Raw genomic sequence first — 13,129 nt, 5'->3', positions numbered from 1 at the left:
ACGATGCAGAAGCGATCGGGACAGACAGGCAGGCTCGGCCTGTGGGGGGCGCTGGGGGCCCTGGCGGGCGGACTGGCCGCCGGAGCCGGGGCGGCCCACCTGCTATACTCGCGCGGACACAAATTCGGGCTGGAGCTGCGCAAGGAGCGGCCCGAGCCCGCGCCCCCGCTTGCACCGACGCCGGAGGATTTCGAGGCGAAGGAGCCCGGACGCGGTCGTCTGGCGGAGCGGCCCGAACATATTCCGCACAAGGGATGGGTCGACATCTTCTGGCGGCTGGGGATGTCCTATTTCGGCGACCGGGTCGGCTTCGTGGCCGGCGGGGTGACCTTCTTCGTCATGCTGTCGCTGTTTCCGACGCTGGCGGCCTTCGTGACCGTCTATGGCCTGTTCGCCGATCCGGCGGACGCCTCGTCGCGACTGTATTTCCTGTACTCGGTCATGCCCTTAGACGTGGCGCAGTTCCTGTCAGGAGAACTGCAGCGGCTGGCCGAGAATTCGAACACGGCCCTGACCTTCACCCTGGTCTGGACCCTGGCCCTGTCGCTGTGGAGCGCCAACGGGGCGGTGAAGACGCTCTTCTACGGGCTGAACATCGCCTATCACGAGGTCGAGAAGCGCAATATCGTCACCTACAACCTGATGTGCATGGCCTTCACCGTGGCGGGGCTGGCCTCGATCCTGATGACCGCCGTGCTGGTGGTGGGTGTGCCGCTGGTGCTGGGGGTCTTCGGCTGGGCCGCCGAGTGGAGCCATCTGGCGCCGTTGCGCTGGCCGGTGCTGCTGCTGGTCTATGTCGCGGCCCTGACGATCATCTACCGGATGGGACCCTGCCGGCAGAAGGCGCGGTGGCGGTGGCTGACGCCGGGGGCGATCTTCGCGGCCGTGCTGAGCCTGATCCTGTCGCTGATCTTCAGCTGGTATCTGCAGACCTTTGTGCGGACGGCGTCCTACGGGCCGCTGGCGGCGATGATGGGTTTCCTGCTTTGGACCTGGCTGTCTGTGCAGATCATCATCATGGGGGCCGAGCTGAACGCGGAGATCGAGCACCAGACGGCGGTGGACACCACCACGGGCCATCCGGCGGCGATCGGCGAGCGCGGGGCGGTGGTGGCGGATACGGTGGGTCCCAAGCGCGGCTCGCCGGCGGCGCTGGCCTTCACGCTGAAGCACGCGGAGGCGTTGTCGGACCGGTTGCTGAAGCGGCGGATCAGGAAGCCCTGATCAGCCGAACTCGGCTTCCAGATCGGCGAGGCGCGCGGCCTGGTCCTCGGCGATCAGGGCGTTGAGCAGGGGGTCGATGTCGCCCTCGAGGATCTGCGGCAGGCTGTGCAGGGTCAGGCCGATGCGGTGGTCGGTCACGCGGCCTTGCGGGAAGTTGTAGGTGCGGATGCGTTCCGAGCGGTCGCCCGAGCCGACCTGTGACTTTCGCGCGTCCGAGCGGGCGTTGTCCTTCATCTGGCGCTGCATGTCGTAGAGGCGGACACGCAGGTTCTTCATCGCCTTGTCGCGGTTCACGTGCTGCGACTTTTCCGAGGATGTGACCACGATCCCCGAGGGGAAGTGGGTGATGCGAACGGCGGAATCGGTCTTGTTGACGTGCTGGCCGCCCGAGCCGGAGGCGCGGAAGGTGTCGATGCGGATGTCCTTGTCCTGGATGTCGATCTCGACGTCCTCGACCTCGGGCAGGACCGCGACCGTGGCCGCCGAGGTGTGGATGCGGCCCTGCGCCTCGGTCGAGGGCACGCGCTGGACGCGGTGGACGCCGCTCTCGAACTTCAGCCGGCCGAAGACGCCGTCGCCCGTCACCGTGGCGATGATTTCCTTGTAGCCGCCGGCGTCACCCTCGGTGGCCGAGTCCAGCTCGACCCGCCAGCCGCGCGTCGAGGCATAGCGGGAGTACATGCGGAACAGGTCGCCCGCGAAAAGGGCCGCCTCGTCGCCGCCGGTGCCGGCGCGGACTTCCAGCACGGCCGAGGCGTTCTCGTCGGCGTCGCGCGGGGCCAGCAGCAGGGCGACGTCGCGCTCCATGTCCGGCAGGGTGTCCTTGAGGGTCTGAAGCTCGTCGGCGGCCATGTCGGCCATTTCCGGATCGGCGGCCATGGCTTCAAGGTCGGCCATCTCGGCCCGGGTCTTCGCCAGGGCCATGACGGCGTCGGCGACCGGCTTCATCTCGGCGTGCTCTTTCGACAGGCGCACGATCTCCTGACCGTCGCTGGCCGCGCCCATGCGCGCCTCCACCTGGTGGAAGCGGTCGACTACCTGATCGAGCCGGGCCTGGGGCAGTCGCAAGGGCGGGAGTTCCTGAAGGCGGGGAAAGGGCCGCGAGGCTTACCCCAAGGCCGGGCCGCCTGTCGATGCGGGCGTGACGGGCTTGATCACGAACGGATGAATAGATCGTCAGGTCGCGGGGCCGGGCGCAACCTTGGCCGTCGCGCCACATTGCCCTTACGGGGCCGCGCGGTGGCGGCGGCGGATTTCGGGACCGAATGGAAACCTTCCTGCTCTTCCTTGTGGTCGGCGTGGTGGCGCAGTCGGTCGATGGAGCCTTGGGCATGGCCTATGGGGTGATCTCGTCGTCGGTGCTGCTGGCCTTCGGCGTGCCGCCCGCCATGGCCTCGGCCAGCGTGCACGGGGCCGAGGTCTTCACCACCGCCGCCTCGGCCGGCAGCCATGTGGCGCACCGCAATGTGGACTGGCGGCTGCTGGTGCCGCTGGCAATCGCGGGCGTGATCGGCGGCTGTCTCGGGGCCTATGTGCTGGCCGGGATCGACGGCGACGTCATCAAGCCCTTCATCATCGCCTATCTGGCCGGCATGGGGGTCTATATCCTGTGGCGTGCGGGACACGACATCGCGCCGCGCTACATCCGGTCGTGGATGGTGGCCCCCCTCGGGCTGGTCGGAGGCTTCCTCGACGCCATCGGTGGCGGCGGCTGGGGGCCGACGGTGTCCTCGACCCTGGTCGGGGCCGGACAGGAGCCGCGCCGGGCCATCGGCACGGTCAACACGGCCGAATTCTTTCTGACGGTGGCGATCAGCGCGACCTTTGTCTGGGCGCTGCTGTCGGGTCACTGGGCCGAGGCCGGGGCGCTGGAAAACCATGCCGCCGCCATCGGCGGGCTGGTCGTCGGCGGGCTGGTGGCGGCCCCGTTCGCGGGGGTCATCACCAAACGTGTGCCGCGCCGCATCCTGACCTATGCCGTGGGCGGACTGCTGCTGCTCGTGGCCGGGTTCCAGGGGCTGCAGCTGGCCGGGGTGTTTGCCTGAAACGAAAAAGGGCGGGACCGACGCTCGCCGGTCCCGCCCCTCATTTTGCGTCGGTGAAGACCTAGTTGGATCGGCTGGTCGCAGCTGCCGCAGCGGCGGCCCGACGCGAAGCCTCGGCCTGCTCGGCGTCCCAGCGCGCCTGTTCGGCGGGCGTGCGCAGGGTCACGATCAGCGGGTTCGGGGTCAGGTCGTTCATGGCCCCCGAGGAGGCGTCGACCACGCCACCGATGATTCCACCGAAGATGACATTGCCGGCCATGCCGGCCGCGCCGCCGCCCGAGACCCCGCTCTTGATGTCGTGGGTCTGGGTTGCATAGCCGTCCATCGAGACGGTGGCGCGGAACTCGTCCTTGCGGGGCATACGGAAGGTGCAGGGCGTGGCGTCGCACTGGAAGCCGTTCGACGTCGAAACACGGCCACCGGGCGGCGTGCTCTGAACAGTGAACTCCTGGCTTGAGCCACGGGTAATGGTCGCGCAGGCCGGAAGTGAGAGTGCGACGCCGACGAGCGCGAGCGCTCGCGCGCCAAGGCGCACGGAACGGTTGGAAATCATGGAAGCCCCCAAAGAAATACTGGTCCGCCCCCGGCGGACCTGCGACAGATTTGGCATCCCCGCTGATCACCGTCAATCACCGGCGCGTGATCACGCGTTTCAACCGGGCCGGGTTTCCGAAAAGCTGGGCCGGGCTTCCAGCGCTGCGTGCAGGGCCGTGAGCTGCGGACGCCCGGTGCGCCAGTCATAGCCCGGGTGACGGAAGCCGATCCAGGCCACGGCGACGCCGGCGGTGATGACTCCCATGTCGAGCCGGGCGGCGTCGGGACGGGCGGCCTCCAGCGCATCGAGGACGCGGCCCATGTTTTCGGTCCAGCGGGCCATCCACGACGGCGAGCGTTCGCCTTCGGGGCGGCGCAGTTCCAGCAGCAGCTTGACCCCCATCTCGAGCGCGGCGTTGGCCTGGGTCTCCATGCGACGGACCCGAAGCCGATCCGGGCCCGCGGGCGGCAGCAGGCGCGGCCCGGACCCGAGCGCGTCGAGGTATTCGCAGATTACCGGGCTGTCGCTGATCGGCAGCCCGTCGTCGGCGATCAGGGTGGGCACCTGAACGATCGGATTGGAGGCCAGCAGTTCGGGGGCATTGGCGTAGGGATCGACCGCGATCTCCTCGATCCGCTCGATCAGGCCCTTCTCGCGCGCGACGATCCGGCATTTGCGGGCAAAGGGCGACGGGTGGGTGATGTAGAGCTTCATGACGATCATCGACGTTCCAGCGAGACACCGGCGGGTGCGGACAGGGTGTCGAGGCGGGCACGGGCCGCGGCCTCACCCAGTCCGTAGGATTTCATGAAGTCGGTACTGGCCTGGACGATCAGGTCGAAATCGGGCTGGTCGGCGTTGGCCACGAGGCTGTGGTCGCCACCCTCGAACACCAGCAGCATCTTGTCGCCGGGGGCTGCGCGGTCGAACGGACTGCGGTGGGCGTGCCAGTCGGTGACATAGCCCTCGACCAGGTCGGCGTCGCCGGTGATCATCAGGGTCGGCGTCTTCAGTGCGGCATAGGTGTCGGGACCGATCACGCCCGCCAGGTCGCCGGCAGACGAGAAGGCGACGACCGCCTTGACGTCGGGGTCGCCCAGCGGACCCGCCACGGTGACGGCACCACCCTCGATCAGGGACATCAGCGAGCCGAAGGAGTGACCGGCGGCGATCAGGGGCTTTCCGGCATGGGTCTGACGCGCAAAGCCCCGCACCACGGCCAGGTCGACGATGCGGGTGGAGAAGGCGGCCTGTCCGTCATAGCTGGCGCGCGCGGGATGCCGCGCGGAGTCGACGTGCAGGGGCGCGACGACGGTGAAGCCCTCGTCGACCCACTGCGCCAGTATGCGGCGGTAACTGGCGGGGCTGCCGCCGAACCCGTGACTGAAAATGACCACGCCGCGTTCGTCGGCGGCCTGCCAGACGCTGACATCGATCTTGCGTCCGTCCGGGGCCGGAAGTTCGACGTGGCTCGCGGCGGCGACAAACGGGTTGGGCGCGGCGACGGCGGCGGGCGCGGCCTGGGCCAGGACGGGCGCGGCCGGGGCGAACGCCAGCAACAGGACGAGGGACAGCCGCGTGAAAAGGGGGCGGGAGGTCATGGCGGCTCTCGGGTCAGAGGGTCTGTCCTGCCTAGCGGATGCGGCGTCGGACGCCAACGGCTGACTATTCGGCGGGCTCGAGGACCTGACCTGCGGCTTCGAGCGCGCGCGCGGCGTCCAGTTCGGCGGCCTTTTGTTCAACCAGGTGGACGATCTCGTCGATCATCCCGTCATTGTGCTGTTTGTGGGCCATCTTGCCGTTCAGATAGACCATGCCCGAGCCCGCGCCGCCGCCGGTGAAGCCAACGTCCGTGTACAGAGCTTCGCCCGGTCCGTTGACGACGCAGCCGATGATCGACAGCGACATCGGTGTGGTCACATGGGCCAGCTTTTCCTCGAGGATGCCGACGGTCTCGATGACGTTGAAGCCCTGACGCGCGCAGGACGGGCAGGCGATGATATTGACCCCGCGGTGGCGCAGACCCAGCGATTTGAGGATGTCGAAGCCGACCTTGATCTCTTCAACCGGGTCAGCGGCCAGCGAGACGCGGATGGTGTCGCCGATGCCCGCCCAGAGCATGTTTCCCATGCCGATGGCGGACTTGATGGTGCCGGAACGCAGGGGGCCGGCCTCGGTGACGCCGAGATGCAGGGGGCAGTCGATGGCCTCGGCCAGCTGCTGATAGGCGGCCACGGTCAGGAAGGGGTCGGAGGCCTTCACCGAAATCTTGAACTCGTGGAAGTCGTGGTCCTGCAGGATGCGGGCGTGGTTCAGAGCGCTCTCGACCATGGCCTCGGGGCAGGGCTCGCCGTATTTCTCGAGCAGTTCGCGCTCCAGCGAGCCCGCGTTGACGCCGATGCGCATCGAGCAGCCGTGGTCCTTGGCGGCCTGGATGACCTCGCGGACGCGGTCGGGAGACCCGATATTGCCGGGATTGATGCGCAGGCAGGCGGCGCCCGCCCGGGCGGCCTCGATGCCGCGCTTGTAGTGGAAGTGGATGTCGGCGACGAGCGGGACCTTCGCCTCGCGGGCGATGGTGCGGAAGGCGGCGGTCGACTCCTCGTCCGGGCAGGACACGCGGACGATGTCGGCCCCGGCTTCCTCGAGCTGGCGGATCTGGTCAAGGGTCGCCGCCGCGTCCGAGGTCGGCGTATTGGTCATCGACTGCACGCTGATCGGCGCATCGCCGCCCACGGGCACCGAGCCGACCATGATCTGGCGGCATTTGCGGCGCTCGATGTGACGCCAGGGACGGATATGCGAATGGTCAGCGCTCATGAGGCCGCAACATAGGCCATCGATTGCGGCATGGCCACGACAGCGGCCCCGAGATTCAGCCGCCGGCGGTGGTGGTCATGGCGGCCTCGACGGTCGCGGCGCGTTCCTGGGCCTCGATCCCGGCGGCCTGGGTGCGGGCGGCGACCTCGATGGCGGCCTGACGCGCCAGGGCCTGGGCCCGGACGTTGAGCTGGGCGAGCGGCGTCTGTTCGGCTGTGAGCGTGCCGCCGTGCTCGCCGTTCAGATAGACGTCGAAATCCGCGAAGTCCGAGGACGCATCGACCATGGCGGTCAGGCCCACCGGCGCGCGCCAGGCGTCGCCCGCGGCCAGTTGTCGCGCGAACAAAACCCGGCCGTCGGCCATGCGGATGACCAGGCTGGCGGCCTTGCGAGCCTGGATCACCACCTGGGACGCACTGGCCGAGGCCCCGTAGATGGCGCCCCGCGGATTGAAGGCGCGTTGGACCGGCGAGGCCGCGGCGGCAGCGGCGAGGGCTTCGGCGGATGTCGGATCGACGCCGGTCAGCTGGGTTTCGAGGCCCGGCGTCACGTAAAGGGCGGGAATGGTCTGGTCGGGCGGAGCCGGTTGCGGCGCGGACAGACGCAGGGACTGGCCGGGCACGGCGCCCAGGGTCCAGCTTTCGGGGATGGCGGCGATATCGGATGGCTGGGGCGCGCGCATCAGGCTGACGCGCTGGAAGACGTTCCAGCCGACCACGGCCATGACCAGGGCCAGGCCGGCGGCGATCAGGCGCGGCGAATAGCGGCGGACGTCCTCGAAGGCGACGCCGACCGGAGCCTGAAGCGGCACCGACGGGTCGGGGGTCTCGCGCTTGAAGCGTTCGACCGCGAGCTGTTCGTCAAGGCCCAGGGCGTCGGCATAGGCGCGGACATAGCCGGTCGAAAAGACGCGGTTGGGCAGGGTCGAGAAATCGTTCTGTTCGAGCGCGGTCAGGTAGCGGGCGGGCACGCGGGTGACACTGGACAGCTCGGCGAGGGACCGGCCCGACTGTTCGCGGGCGATCCGCAGACCGTCGCCCAGAGTCGGAGCATCCGTGATGGACGGCACCACATCCTTCCAGTCGGGATGAGCCCGGAACTCGTCGGCCCCGTTCCCCGTATCCAGCGCCATTGAACCAGACCCCACACTCGGCGCGCCCGGGGTGTCCCCTTGCGCTACCGAACTCGAACTCCGGGGCTGTATCATATCGGGATGACAGTTCGGGCCTGCCCCCGCAGACCCCCCGGCTTCGGCTTGTGGATAACTCATTTGAGCTGACCGATCAACGATTTGTTAGGCGTACCGGCCGGGTTCGGCGCGGGACGATCAGATCGTGACGTTCAATTTCCGGGCCAGGGACTCCAGCTCACCCCGAACCGATCCGGCCGAGGAGCCGAGAAGATTGGCCATGCCCCTGCGTGCGGCGGTCAGATCCGCCGACAGGATCATCCGCTTGACCGGCCCGACGCCCTCGGCCGGGGCCGACAGCCGGGTGTAGCCGAGGGTCAGCAGGGCGAAGGCTTCCAGCGGCTTGCCGGCCAGTTCGCCACAGACCGAGACGGGCGTGCCGGTGTCGGTGCATTTCCGCTGGATTTCCGCCAGGGCGCGCAGGGCGGGCGGCGACAGCGGGTCGTAGCGGTCTGACACGAGCGGGTTCGTGCGGTCCGCGGCGAACATGTACTGGAACAGGTCATTGGTGCCGATCGAGACGAAATCCGTCAGCGGCAGCAGGGCGTCGAGGTGCCACAGCAGGCTGGGGCACTCGATCATGGCCCCGACGCGCAGCAGGGCCGGCAGGGCGCGGCCCCGGCGTTTGGCCCAGGCGCATTCGACGTCGACCAGTTCGCGCGCGGCGCGGAATTCGTCGACCGTGGCGATCATGGGGAACATGACGCGCAGCTCGCGCCCCGCGGCGGCGGTCAGAAGGGCGCGCAGCTGAAGCCGCAGCAGGCCCGGCCGGTCGAGGCCGAGGCGGATGGCGCGACGTCCCAGGGCGGGATTCTCTTCCCGCGCCGTTTCCAGATAGGGCAGGACCTTGTCGCCGCCGATGTCGAGGGTGCGGAAGGTGACGGGCCGGTCACCGGCGGTGTCCAGCACCAGCTTGTACAGCGCCGTCTGGCTGGTCAGCCGGGGCAGCTCTTCCGACACCATGAACTGGAACTCGGTGCGGAACAGACCGATGCCCTCGGCCCCGGTGGCGTCGAGATTCTCCAGATCCACGGCCAGGCCGGCATTGGTCAGGACGGTGATCCGGGTGCCGTCGAGGGTGACCGCGGGGACGTCGCGCAGCTTGGTGAACTCGGCCTGACGGGCGCTGCGGACCACCATCCGCGACTGGACGGCGGCCAGCATGTCGGGCCGGGGCCGCAGATAGGTCTCGCCGGTTTCGCCGTCGACGATGACCAGATCGCCCTCGGACAGGCGGTCGCGCAGGCCCATGAGGCGGCCGACGCAGGGGATCTGCAGGGCCCGGGCGACGATGGCGGCGTGGCTGGCCGCCGATCCCTCCTCGAGCAACAGCCCCTTCAGCTTGTGGCGCGGATACTCCAGCAGGTCGGCGGGGCCGAGGTTGCGGGCGACCAGAATGGCGTCGTCAGGCAGGTCGCGCTCGCCCGGCTTGTCGCCGGCGAGAACCCGCAGAAGCCGGTTCGCCAGATCCTCGAAATCGTGCAGCCGCTCCTTGATGTAGGGATCCCGCGCCTGGGCGAAGCGGGCGCGGTGCTCGTTGCGGACGCGGTCGACGGCGGCTTCGGCGGTCAGGCCCGTGCGGACGGCCTCTTCCAGCGACCGGTTCCAGCCGCGGTCGTCGGCGAACATGCGATAGGTTTCCAGCACCTCGAACGGCAGGCCGGCCAGCTTGCCCTGACCGCCGTCGAGCAGGGAATCGATATTGGCCTTGAGCCCGATCAGGGCCTCGCGCAGGCGGATTTCCTCGACCTGCTGGTTGTCGGCCAGCAGGTTTTCCGGCGGCACCGGGGCCTCGTGCAGGATGACGTGGCCATAGGCCAGGCCCTCGGCGAAGCGCTGGCCCTTCAGCGTTTCCGGCCGGTGGGGGGCGACCTCGATGTCGCGCAGCTCATCCTGGGCCAGCAGCTCGCCCGAGGCCACAGTCTCGGCCAGGACCATGGCGATGGTCTGGATGTCCTCGACTTCCTCGTCGTCATAGCGCCGCTCGGAGCGGTTCTGGACGACCAGCACGCCGATGGCCCGGCCGCCGCGCAGCAGCGGGGCCCCGAGGAAGGCGTGATAGGGGTCTTCCCCCGTTTCCGGGCGGTAGGCGAAGCTGGGGTGGGACGGGGCGTCCGACAGGCTGATGGGCGAGGCGCTGCGGGCGACCTCGCCGACCAGGCCCTCGCCGGGGCGCAGGCGGGTGGTGTGGACGGCCGCGGGGTTCAGGCCCTGGGTGGCGAACAGCTCAAGCTCGCCCGAGGCCCGACGCAGATAGATGGAACAGACCTCGGCGACCATCGACTGGGCGATGGTGCGCACGACCATGTCCAGCCGCTCCTGCGCCGGAGCCGCTCCGGCCATGGCCTCGCGGATCTGGCGAAGGAGGTTGCGCGGCCCCCTCGTCGTCAATCCGCCCACCGGCATGCCGTTTCCGCTCCTACAGCCGAACGCCGACGCGCGCGGCGACGGCTACGGTGACACCATACAGAACTACGGTCAGCGCGCACCCGGCGAGAAGGGCGGGCCAGAAACCGACGCCGCGCCGCAACAGGGCCGGGATCAGCAGGAACATGGGCAGGGAGGGGATCACATACCAGAAGGTCGCCTGGGCATGATCGGCCAGCCGGTTGACGTCGCGGGTGTCGCGCCAGAGCCAGATCATGCCGAGCACCGAGACCAGCGGCAGGGACGCGAACAATGCCCCCAGGGCGGCGTTGCGGCGGGCCGTCTCGGACACCAGTCCGACCAGCGCCCCGGACAACAGGGCCTTGATGACCCCGTACAGCATCAGACGGTTTCGAGACCGTAGGCCGCGTGCAGCGCACGGACGGCCAGTTCCGCATAGGCGGCGTCGATCAGCACGCTGATCTTGATCTCCGAGGTGGAGATGGCCTGGAATTTCACGCCCTTGTCGGCCAGGGCCCGGAACATGGTCTGGGCCACGCCGGCATGACTGCGCATGCCTACACCGACCACCGAGACCTTGGCCACATCCTCGTCGACGCGCAGCTCCTCGAAGCCGATCTCCTGCTGGGCGGCGCGCATCAGGTCGGCGGCGCGGGCGGCGTCCCGACGGCCCGTGGTGAAGGTCAGGTTGACCGCCCCCTCGCTGCGCGCCTGGCTCTGGACGATCATGTCGACATTGACGTTGGCCTCGGCCAGCCGGGTGAAGACATCGGCGGGGGCCTCGACCCGGTCGGACAGGCCCAGCAGGGTGATGCGGGCCTCGTCGCGGCTCATGGTGACGCCGGACACGATGCGTTTTTCCACGATTTCCTCCTCGTCGCAGATCAGGGTGCCGGCATGGACGGGCAGGGCGCCGTTCTCGTCGGGTTCGATGAAGCTGGATAGCACACGCAGCGGCACCTGTTTGGCCATGGCCAGTTCGACCGAGCGGGTCTGCAGCACCTTGGCCCCCAGCGAGGCCATCTCCAGCATTTCCTCGTAGGAAATCTTCTCGAGGCGGCGGGCGCGGCTCTCGATGCGGGGGTCGGTGGTGTAGACGCCGTCGACGTCGGTGTAGATGTCGCAAGGGCAGTTCAGGGCGGCGGCCACCGCCACGGCGGAGGTATCCGACCCGCCCCGGCCCAGGGTGGTAATACGGCCGCTGCGGCTGACGCCCTGGAAGCCGGGCACGACCGCGATCTCGCCCTTGTCCATGGCGGCCCCCAGAACCTCGCCGGGGACCTCGTCGATGCGGGCGCGGCCGTGGGCGTCGTCGGTCAGGATGGGGATCTGCCAGCCCATCCAGGTGCGGGCGTTCAGGCCCATGTTGCGCAGGGTCAGGGCCAGCAGGCCTGCCGTTACCTGTTCACCCGAGGCGACGACTACGTCGTATTCATCGTCGGAGAGCGCGACGCCCGCGCCCGGACGGCCGGCGCCGTCCGTCCAGGCGACGAGCTCATTGGTCTTGCCGGCCATGGCGGAGACGACGACGGCGACCTGTTTGCCGGTGGCGGCCTCGGCCGCGACGATCCGGGCCGCACGGCGGATGCGCTCGAGGTCGCCCATGGACGTGCCGCCGAACTTCATCACCAGGCGCGTCGTGCCTCGCCGCGTTTCGTCTGGCCGCGTCATCGTGGCGGATCGCCCCATCTTGCGTGAAAGGCCGCGCGGGTTCATCCCTCGGCCCATGGCCGCTTCTAACGACCCGGTATCGGCGCGCAAACCCCAAAGCCGTCGCGAACCCAGCGATCAGGCCGCCGGGCCGTCGATCGATCCCGCCGATGTGGCGCGCTTTTCCGCCCAGGCGGCGGAATGGTGGGACGCGCGCGGTCCGTTTGCGCCGCTGCACAAATTCAATCCGTCCCGACTGACCTTCGTTCGTGACCGGGCGGCCGAGCGGTTCGGGCGCGATCCCAGGGCGCGCGCGCCGTTCGCGGGCCTGACCCTGCTGGACGTCGGCTGCGGCGGCGGGCTGGTCGCCGAACCGATGCGCCGGATGGGGTTTGAGGTCACCGCCATCGACGCCTCGTCCGAGAACATCGGCACGGCCCGCGCCCATGCCGAACAGCAGGGGCTGGACATCGATTACCGCGCGGCGACCGTCGAACAGCTGGAGGCCGAGGCCGCCGGTCCCTTTGACGTGGTCCTGACCATGGAGGTGATCGAACATGTGGCCGATCCCGAGGCCTTCGTCCGCGCGTGTTCGCGGCTGGTGAAGCCGGGCGGCATGATGGTTGTGGCGACCCTGAACCGGACCCTGAAGTCGCTGGCGCTGGGCAAGGTCGCGGCGGAATATGTGCTGCGCTGGCTCCCCGCGGGCACGCACGACTGGAACCAGTTCCTGAAGCCGGACGAGATTCGGCTGATGCTGTCGCAGGAGCCGGTCGCGGTCACCGGGCCCTATGGCCTCGTCTACGATCCCTTCACGGACCGCTGGAACGAAAGTGACGACGCGGGCGTCAACTACATGATGATCGCCACGCGCGACTGAATGCCGTTCATCGGGGGTTCATCGACCTGACCTCGAAGTAACGGGACAGTGAAGCTTCACGGTGGGATGACAGGGCTGCCTTGCAGCGTCCTGAAACCGGAGCCCTTCCATGAAACGCCTTCTGATCCTCGCCGCCCTGTCCGCCAGCCTGATGACCTCGGCCTGCGTCACCGTCATCGATGCTAGCGACGACGCCGACATGGCCTGGCATGGCGAGAACGCCCAGCCGTTCGACGCCGCCCGCGACGCCTGCCGCGCCTCCACCGGCAGGGGCCTGCGCAGCGACGCCTTCCGCGCCTGTATGGCCAACAAGGGCTGGACCCGCAGCTAGGTTCAATCGACGCTCAGACTTCGGTACCCGCTCCCTCCCGCGTCCTTCCGGGGCTGGGACCGGCGTA

General features: G+C 68.9%; 13 protein-coding genes. 4 read left to right on the top strand and 9 right to left on the bottom strand.

The window, feature by feature from the left end; genetic code table 11:
• The first annotated feature begins 3 nt into the window (after nucleotides 1-3).
• The gene (locus tag ACP7AS_RS12215) at nucleotides 4-1,224 is read left to right on the top strand and encodes a YihY/virulence factor BrkB family protein (RefSeq protein ID WP_426029136.1); all 1,221 of its coding nucleotides are present in this window, start codon (nucleotides 4-6) and stop codon (nucleotides 1,222-1,224) included.
• Here ACP7AS_RS12215 and prfA read toward each other — a convergent pair whose 3' ends face one another.
• Nucleotides 1,225-2,292 (bottom strand): peptide chain release factor 1, encoded by a 1,068-nt coding sequence (gene prfA / locus ACP7AS_RS12210; RefSeq protein WP_426029135.1) that lies wholly within the window; start codon nucleotides 2,290-2,292, stop codon nucleotides 1,225-1,227. It abuts the gene before it with no gap.
• Between the two features lie 197 nt (nucleotides 2,293-2,489).
• On the opposite strand from prfA, the gene ACP7AS_RS12205 reads away from it, so the two are divergent.
• Nucleotides 2,490-3,269: a sulfite exporter TauE/SafE family protein gene (locus ACP7AS_RS12205; RefSeq protein WP_426029134.1), complete on the top strand. Its 780-nt coding sequence runs from the start codon at nucleotides 2,490-2,492 to the stop codon at nucleotides 3,267-3,269.
• Between the two features lie 61 nt (nucleotides 3,270-3,330).
• Here ACP7AS_RS12205 and ACP7AS_RS12200 read toward each other — a convergent pair whose 3' ends face one another.
• The 8 genes from ACP7AS_RS12200 to ACP7AS_RS12165 form a co-directional block, all read right to left on the bottom strand.
• Nucleotides 3,331-3,822, bottom strand: coding sequence for a translation initiation factor 2 (locus tag ACP7AS_RS12200; protein WP_426029133.1), 492 nt, complete (start codon nucleotides 3,820-3,822; stop codon nucleotides 3,331-3,333).
• A 99-nt stretch (nucleotides 3,823-3,921) separates the two neighbouring features.
• Complete coding sequence (locus ACP7AS_RS12195; RefSeq protein WP_426029132.1) at nucleotides 3,922-4,527, bottom strand: glutathione S-transferase family protein; 606 nt, start codon at nucleotides 4,525-4,527, stop codon at nucleotides 3,922-3,924.
• Nucleotides 4,524-5,405, bottom strand: a complete 882-nt coding sequence (locus tag ACP7AS_RS12190; protein ID WP_426029131.1) for an alpha/beta hydrolase family protein — start codon at nucleotides 5,403-5,405, stop codon at nucleotides 4,524-4,526. Before ACP7AS_RS12190 ends, ACP7AS_RS12195 begins: the two co-directional genes overlap by 4 nt.
• A gap of 64 nt (nucleotides 5,406-5,469) precedes the next feature.
• Nucleotides 5,470-6,624, bottom strand: a complete 1,155-nt coding sequence (ispG, locus tag ACP7AS_RS12185; RefSeq protein ID WP_426029130.1) for a flavodoxin-dependent (E)-4-hydroxy-3-methylbut-2-enyl-diphosphate synthase — start codon at nucleotides 6,622-6,624, stop codon at nucleotides 5,470-5,472.
• A gap of 55 nt (nucleotides 6,625-6,679) precedes the next feature.
• Nucleotides 6,680-7,756, bottom strand: coding sequence for a helix-turn-helix domain-containing protein (locus tag ACP7AS_RS12180; RefSeq protein WP_426029129.1), 1,077 nt, complete (start codon nucleotides 7,754-7,756; stop codon nucleotides 6,680-6,682).
• 195 nt (nucleotides 7,757-7,951) lie between these two features.
• The gene (gene ptsP / locus ACP7AS_RS12175) at nucleotides 7,952-10,219 is read right to left on the bottom strand and encodes a phosphoenolpyruvate--protein phosphotransferase (RefSeq protein ID WP_426029128.1); all 2,268 of its coding nucleotides are present in this window, start codon (nucleotides 10,217-10,219) and stop codon (nucleotides 7,952-7,954) included.
• A gap of 13 nt (nucleotides 10,220-10,232) precedes the next feature.
• The gene (locus tag ACP7AS_RS12170; protein WP_426029127.1) at nucleotides 10,233-10,583 is read right to left on the bottom strand and encodes a DUF3147 family protein; all 351 of its coding nucleotides are present in this window, start codon (nucleotides 10,581-10,583) and stop codon (nucleotides 10,233-10,235) included.
• Nucleotides 10,583-11,872, bottom strand: coding sequence for an aspartate kinase (locus ACP7AS_RS12165; RefSeq protein ID WP_426029126.1), 1,290 nt, complete (start codon nucleotides 11,870-11,872; stop codon nucleotides 10,583-10,585). The genes ACP7AS_RS12170 and ACP7AS_RS12165 overlap by 1 nt, the downstream gene beginning before the upstream one ends.
• Before the next feature lie 55 nt (nucleotides 11,873-11,927).
• On the opposite strand from ACP7AS_RS12165, the gene ubiG reads away from it, so the two are divergent.
• Both ubiG and ACP7AS_RS12155 read left to right on the top strand, forming a co-directional pair.
• Nucleotides 11,928-12,731 (top strand): bifunctional 2-polyprenyl-6-hydroxyphenol methylase/3-demethylubiquinol 3-O-methyltransferase UbiG, encoded by an 804-nt coding sequence (ubiG, locus tag ACP7AS_RS12160; protein WP_426029125.1) that lies wholly within the window; start codon nucleotides 11,928-11,930, stop codon nucleotides 12,729-12,731.
• A gap of 109 nt (nucleotides 12,732-12,840) precedes the next feature.
• On the top strand, nucleotides 12,841-13,062 hold the full coding sequence (locus ACP7AS_RS12155) for a hypothetical protein (protein WP_426029124.1): 222 nt from the start codon (nucleotides 12,841-12,843) through the stop codon (nucleotides 13,060-13,062).
• The last annotated feature ends 67 nt before the right edge of the window (nucleotides 13,063-13,129 follow it).

Origin of the sequence: Brevundimonas sp. TWP2-3-4b2 (genome assembly GCF_049897345.1) — a bacterium.
GTDB lineage: Bacteria > Pseudomonadota > Alphaproteobacteria > Caulobacterales > Caulobacteraceae > Brevundimonas.
This window is presented reverse-complemented; position numbering and strand designations above follow the sequence as displayed.

Excerpts from the sequence above, each read along its gene's own strand:
- ACP7AS_RS12165 (WP_426029126.1), bottom strand. The coding sequence starts at position 11,872 with ATGACGCGGCCAGACGAAACGCGGCGAGGCACGACGCGCCTGGTGATG.
- ptsP (WP_426029128.1), bottom strand. The coding sequence starts at position 10,219 with ATGCCGGTGGGCGGATTGACGACGAGGGGGCCGCGCAACCTCCTTCGC.
- ispG (WP_426029130.1), bottom strand. The coding sequence starts at position 6,624 with ATGAGCGCTGACCATTCGCATATCCGTCCCTGGCGTCACATCGAGCGC.
- ACP7AS_RS12200 (WP_426029133.1), bottom strand. The coding sequence starts at position 3,822 with ATGATTTCCAACCGTTCCGTGCGCCTTGGCGCGCGAGCGCTCGCGCTC.
- ACP7AS_RS12170 (WP_426029127.1), bottom strand. The coding sequence starts at position 10,583 with ATGCTGTACGGGGTCATCAAGGCCCTGTTGTCCGGGGCGCTGGTCGGA.
- ACP7AS_RS12195 (WP_426029132.1), bottom strand. The coding sequence starts at position 4,527 with ATGATCGTCATGAAGCTCTACATCACCCACCCGTCGCCCTTTGCCCGC.
- ACP7AS_RS12155 (WP_426029124.1), top strand. The coding sequence starts at position 12,841 with ATGAAACGCCTTCTGATCCTCGCCGCCCTGTCCGCCAGCCTGATGACC.
- ACP7AS_RS12180 (WP_426029129.1), bottom strand. The coding sequence starts at position 7,756 with ATGGCGCTGGATACGGGGAACGGGGCCGACGAGTTCCGGGCTCATCCC.
- ubiG (WP_426029125.1), top strand. The coding sequence starts at position 11,928 with ATGGCCGCTTCTAACGACCCGGTATCGGCGCGCAAACCCCAAAGCCGT.
- ACP7AS_RS12205 (WP_426029134.1), top strand. The coding sequence starts at position 2,490 with ATGGAAACCTTCCTGCTCTTCCTTGTGGTCGGCGTGGTGGCGCAGTCG.
- ACP7AS_RS12215 (WP_426029136.1), top strand. The coding sequence starts at position 4 with ATGCAGAAGCGATCGGGACAGACAGGCAGGCTCGGCCTGTGGGGGGCG.
- ACP7AS_RS12190 (WP_426029131.1), bottom strand. The coding sequence starts at position 5,405 with ATGACCTCCCGCCCCCTTTTCACGCGGCTGTCCCTCGTCCTGTTGCTG.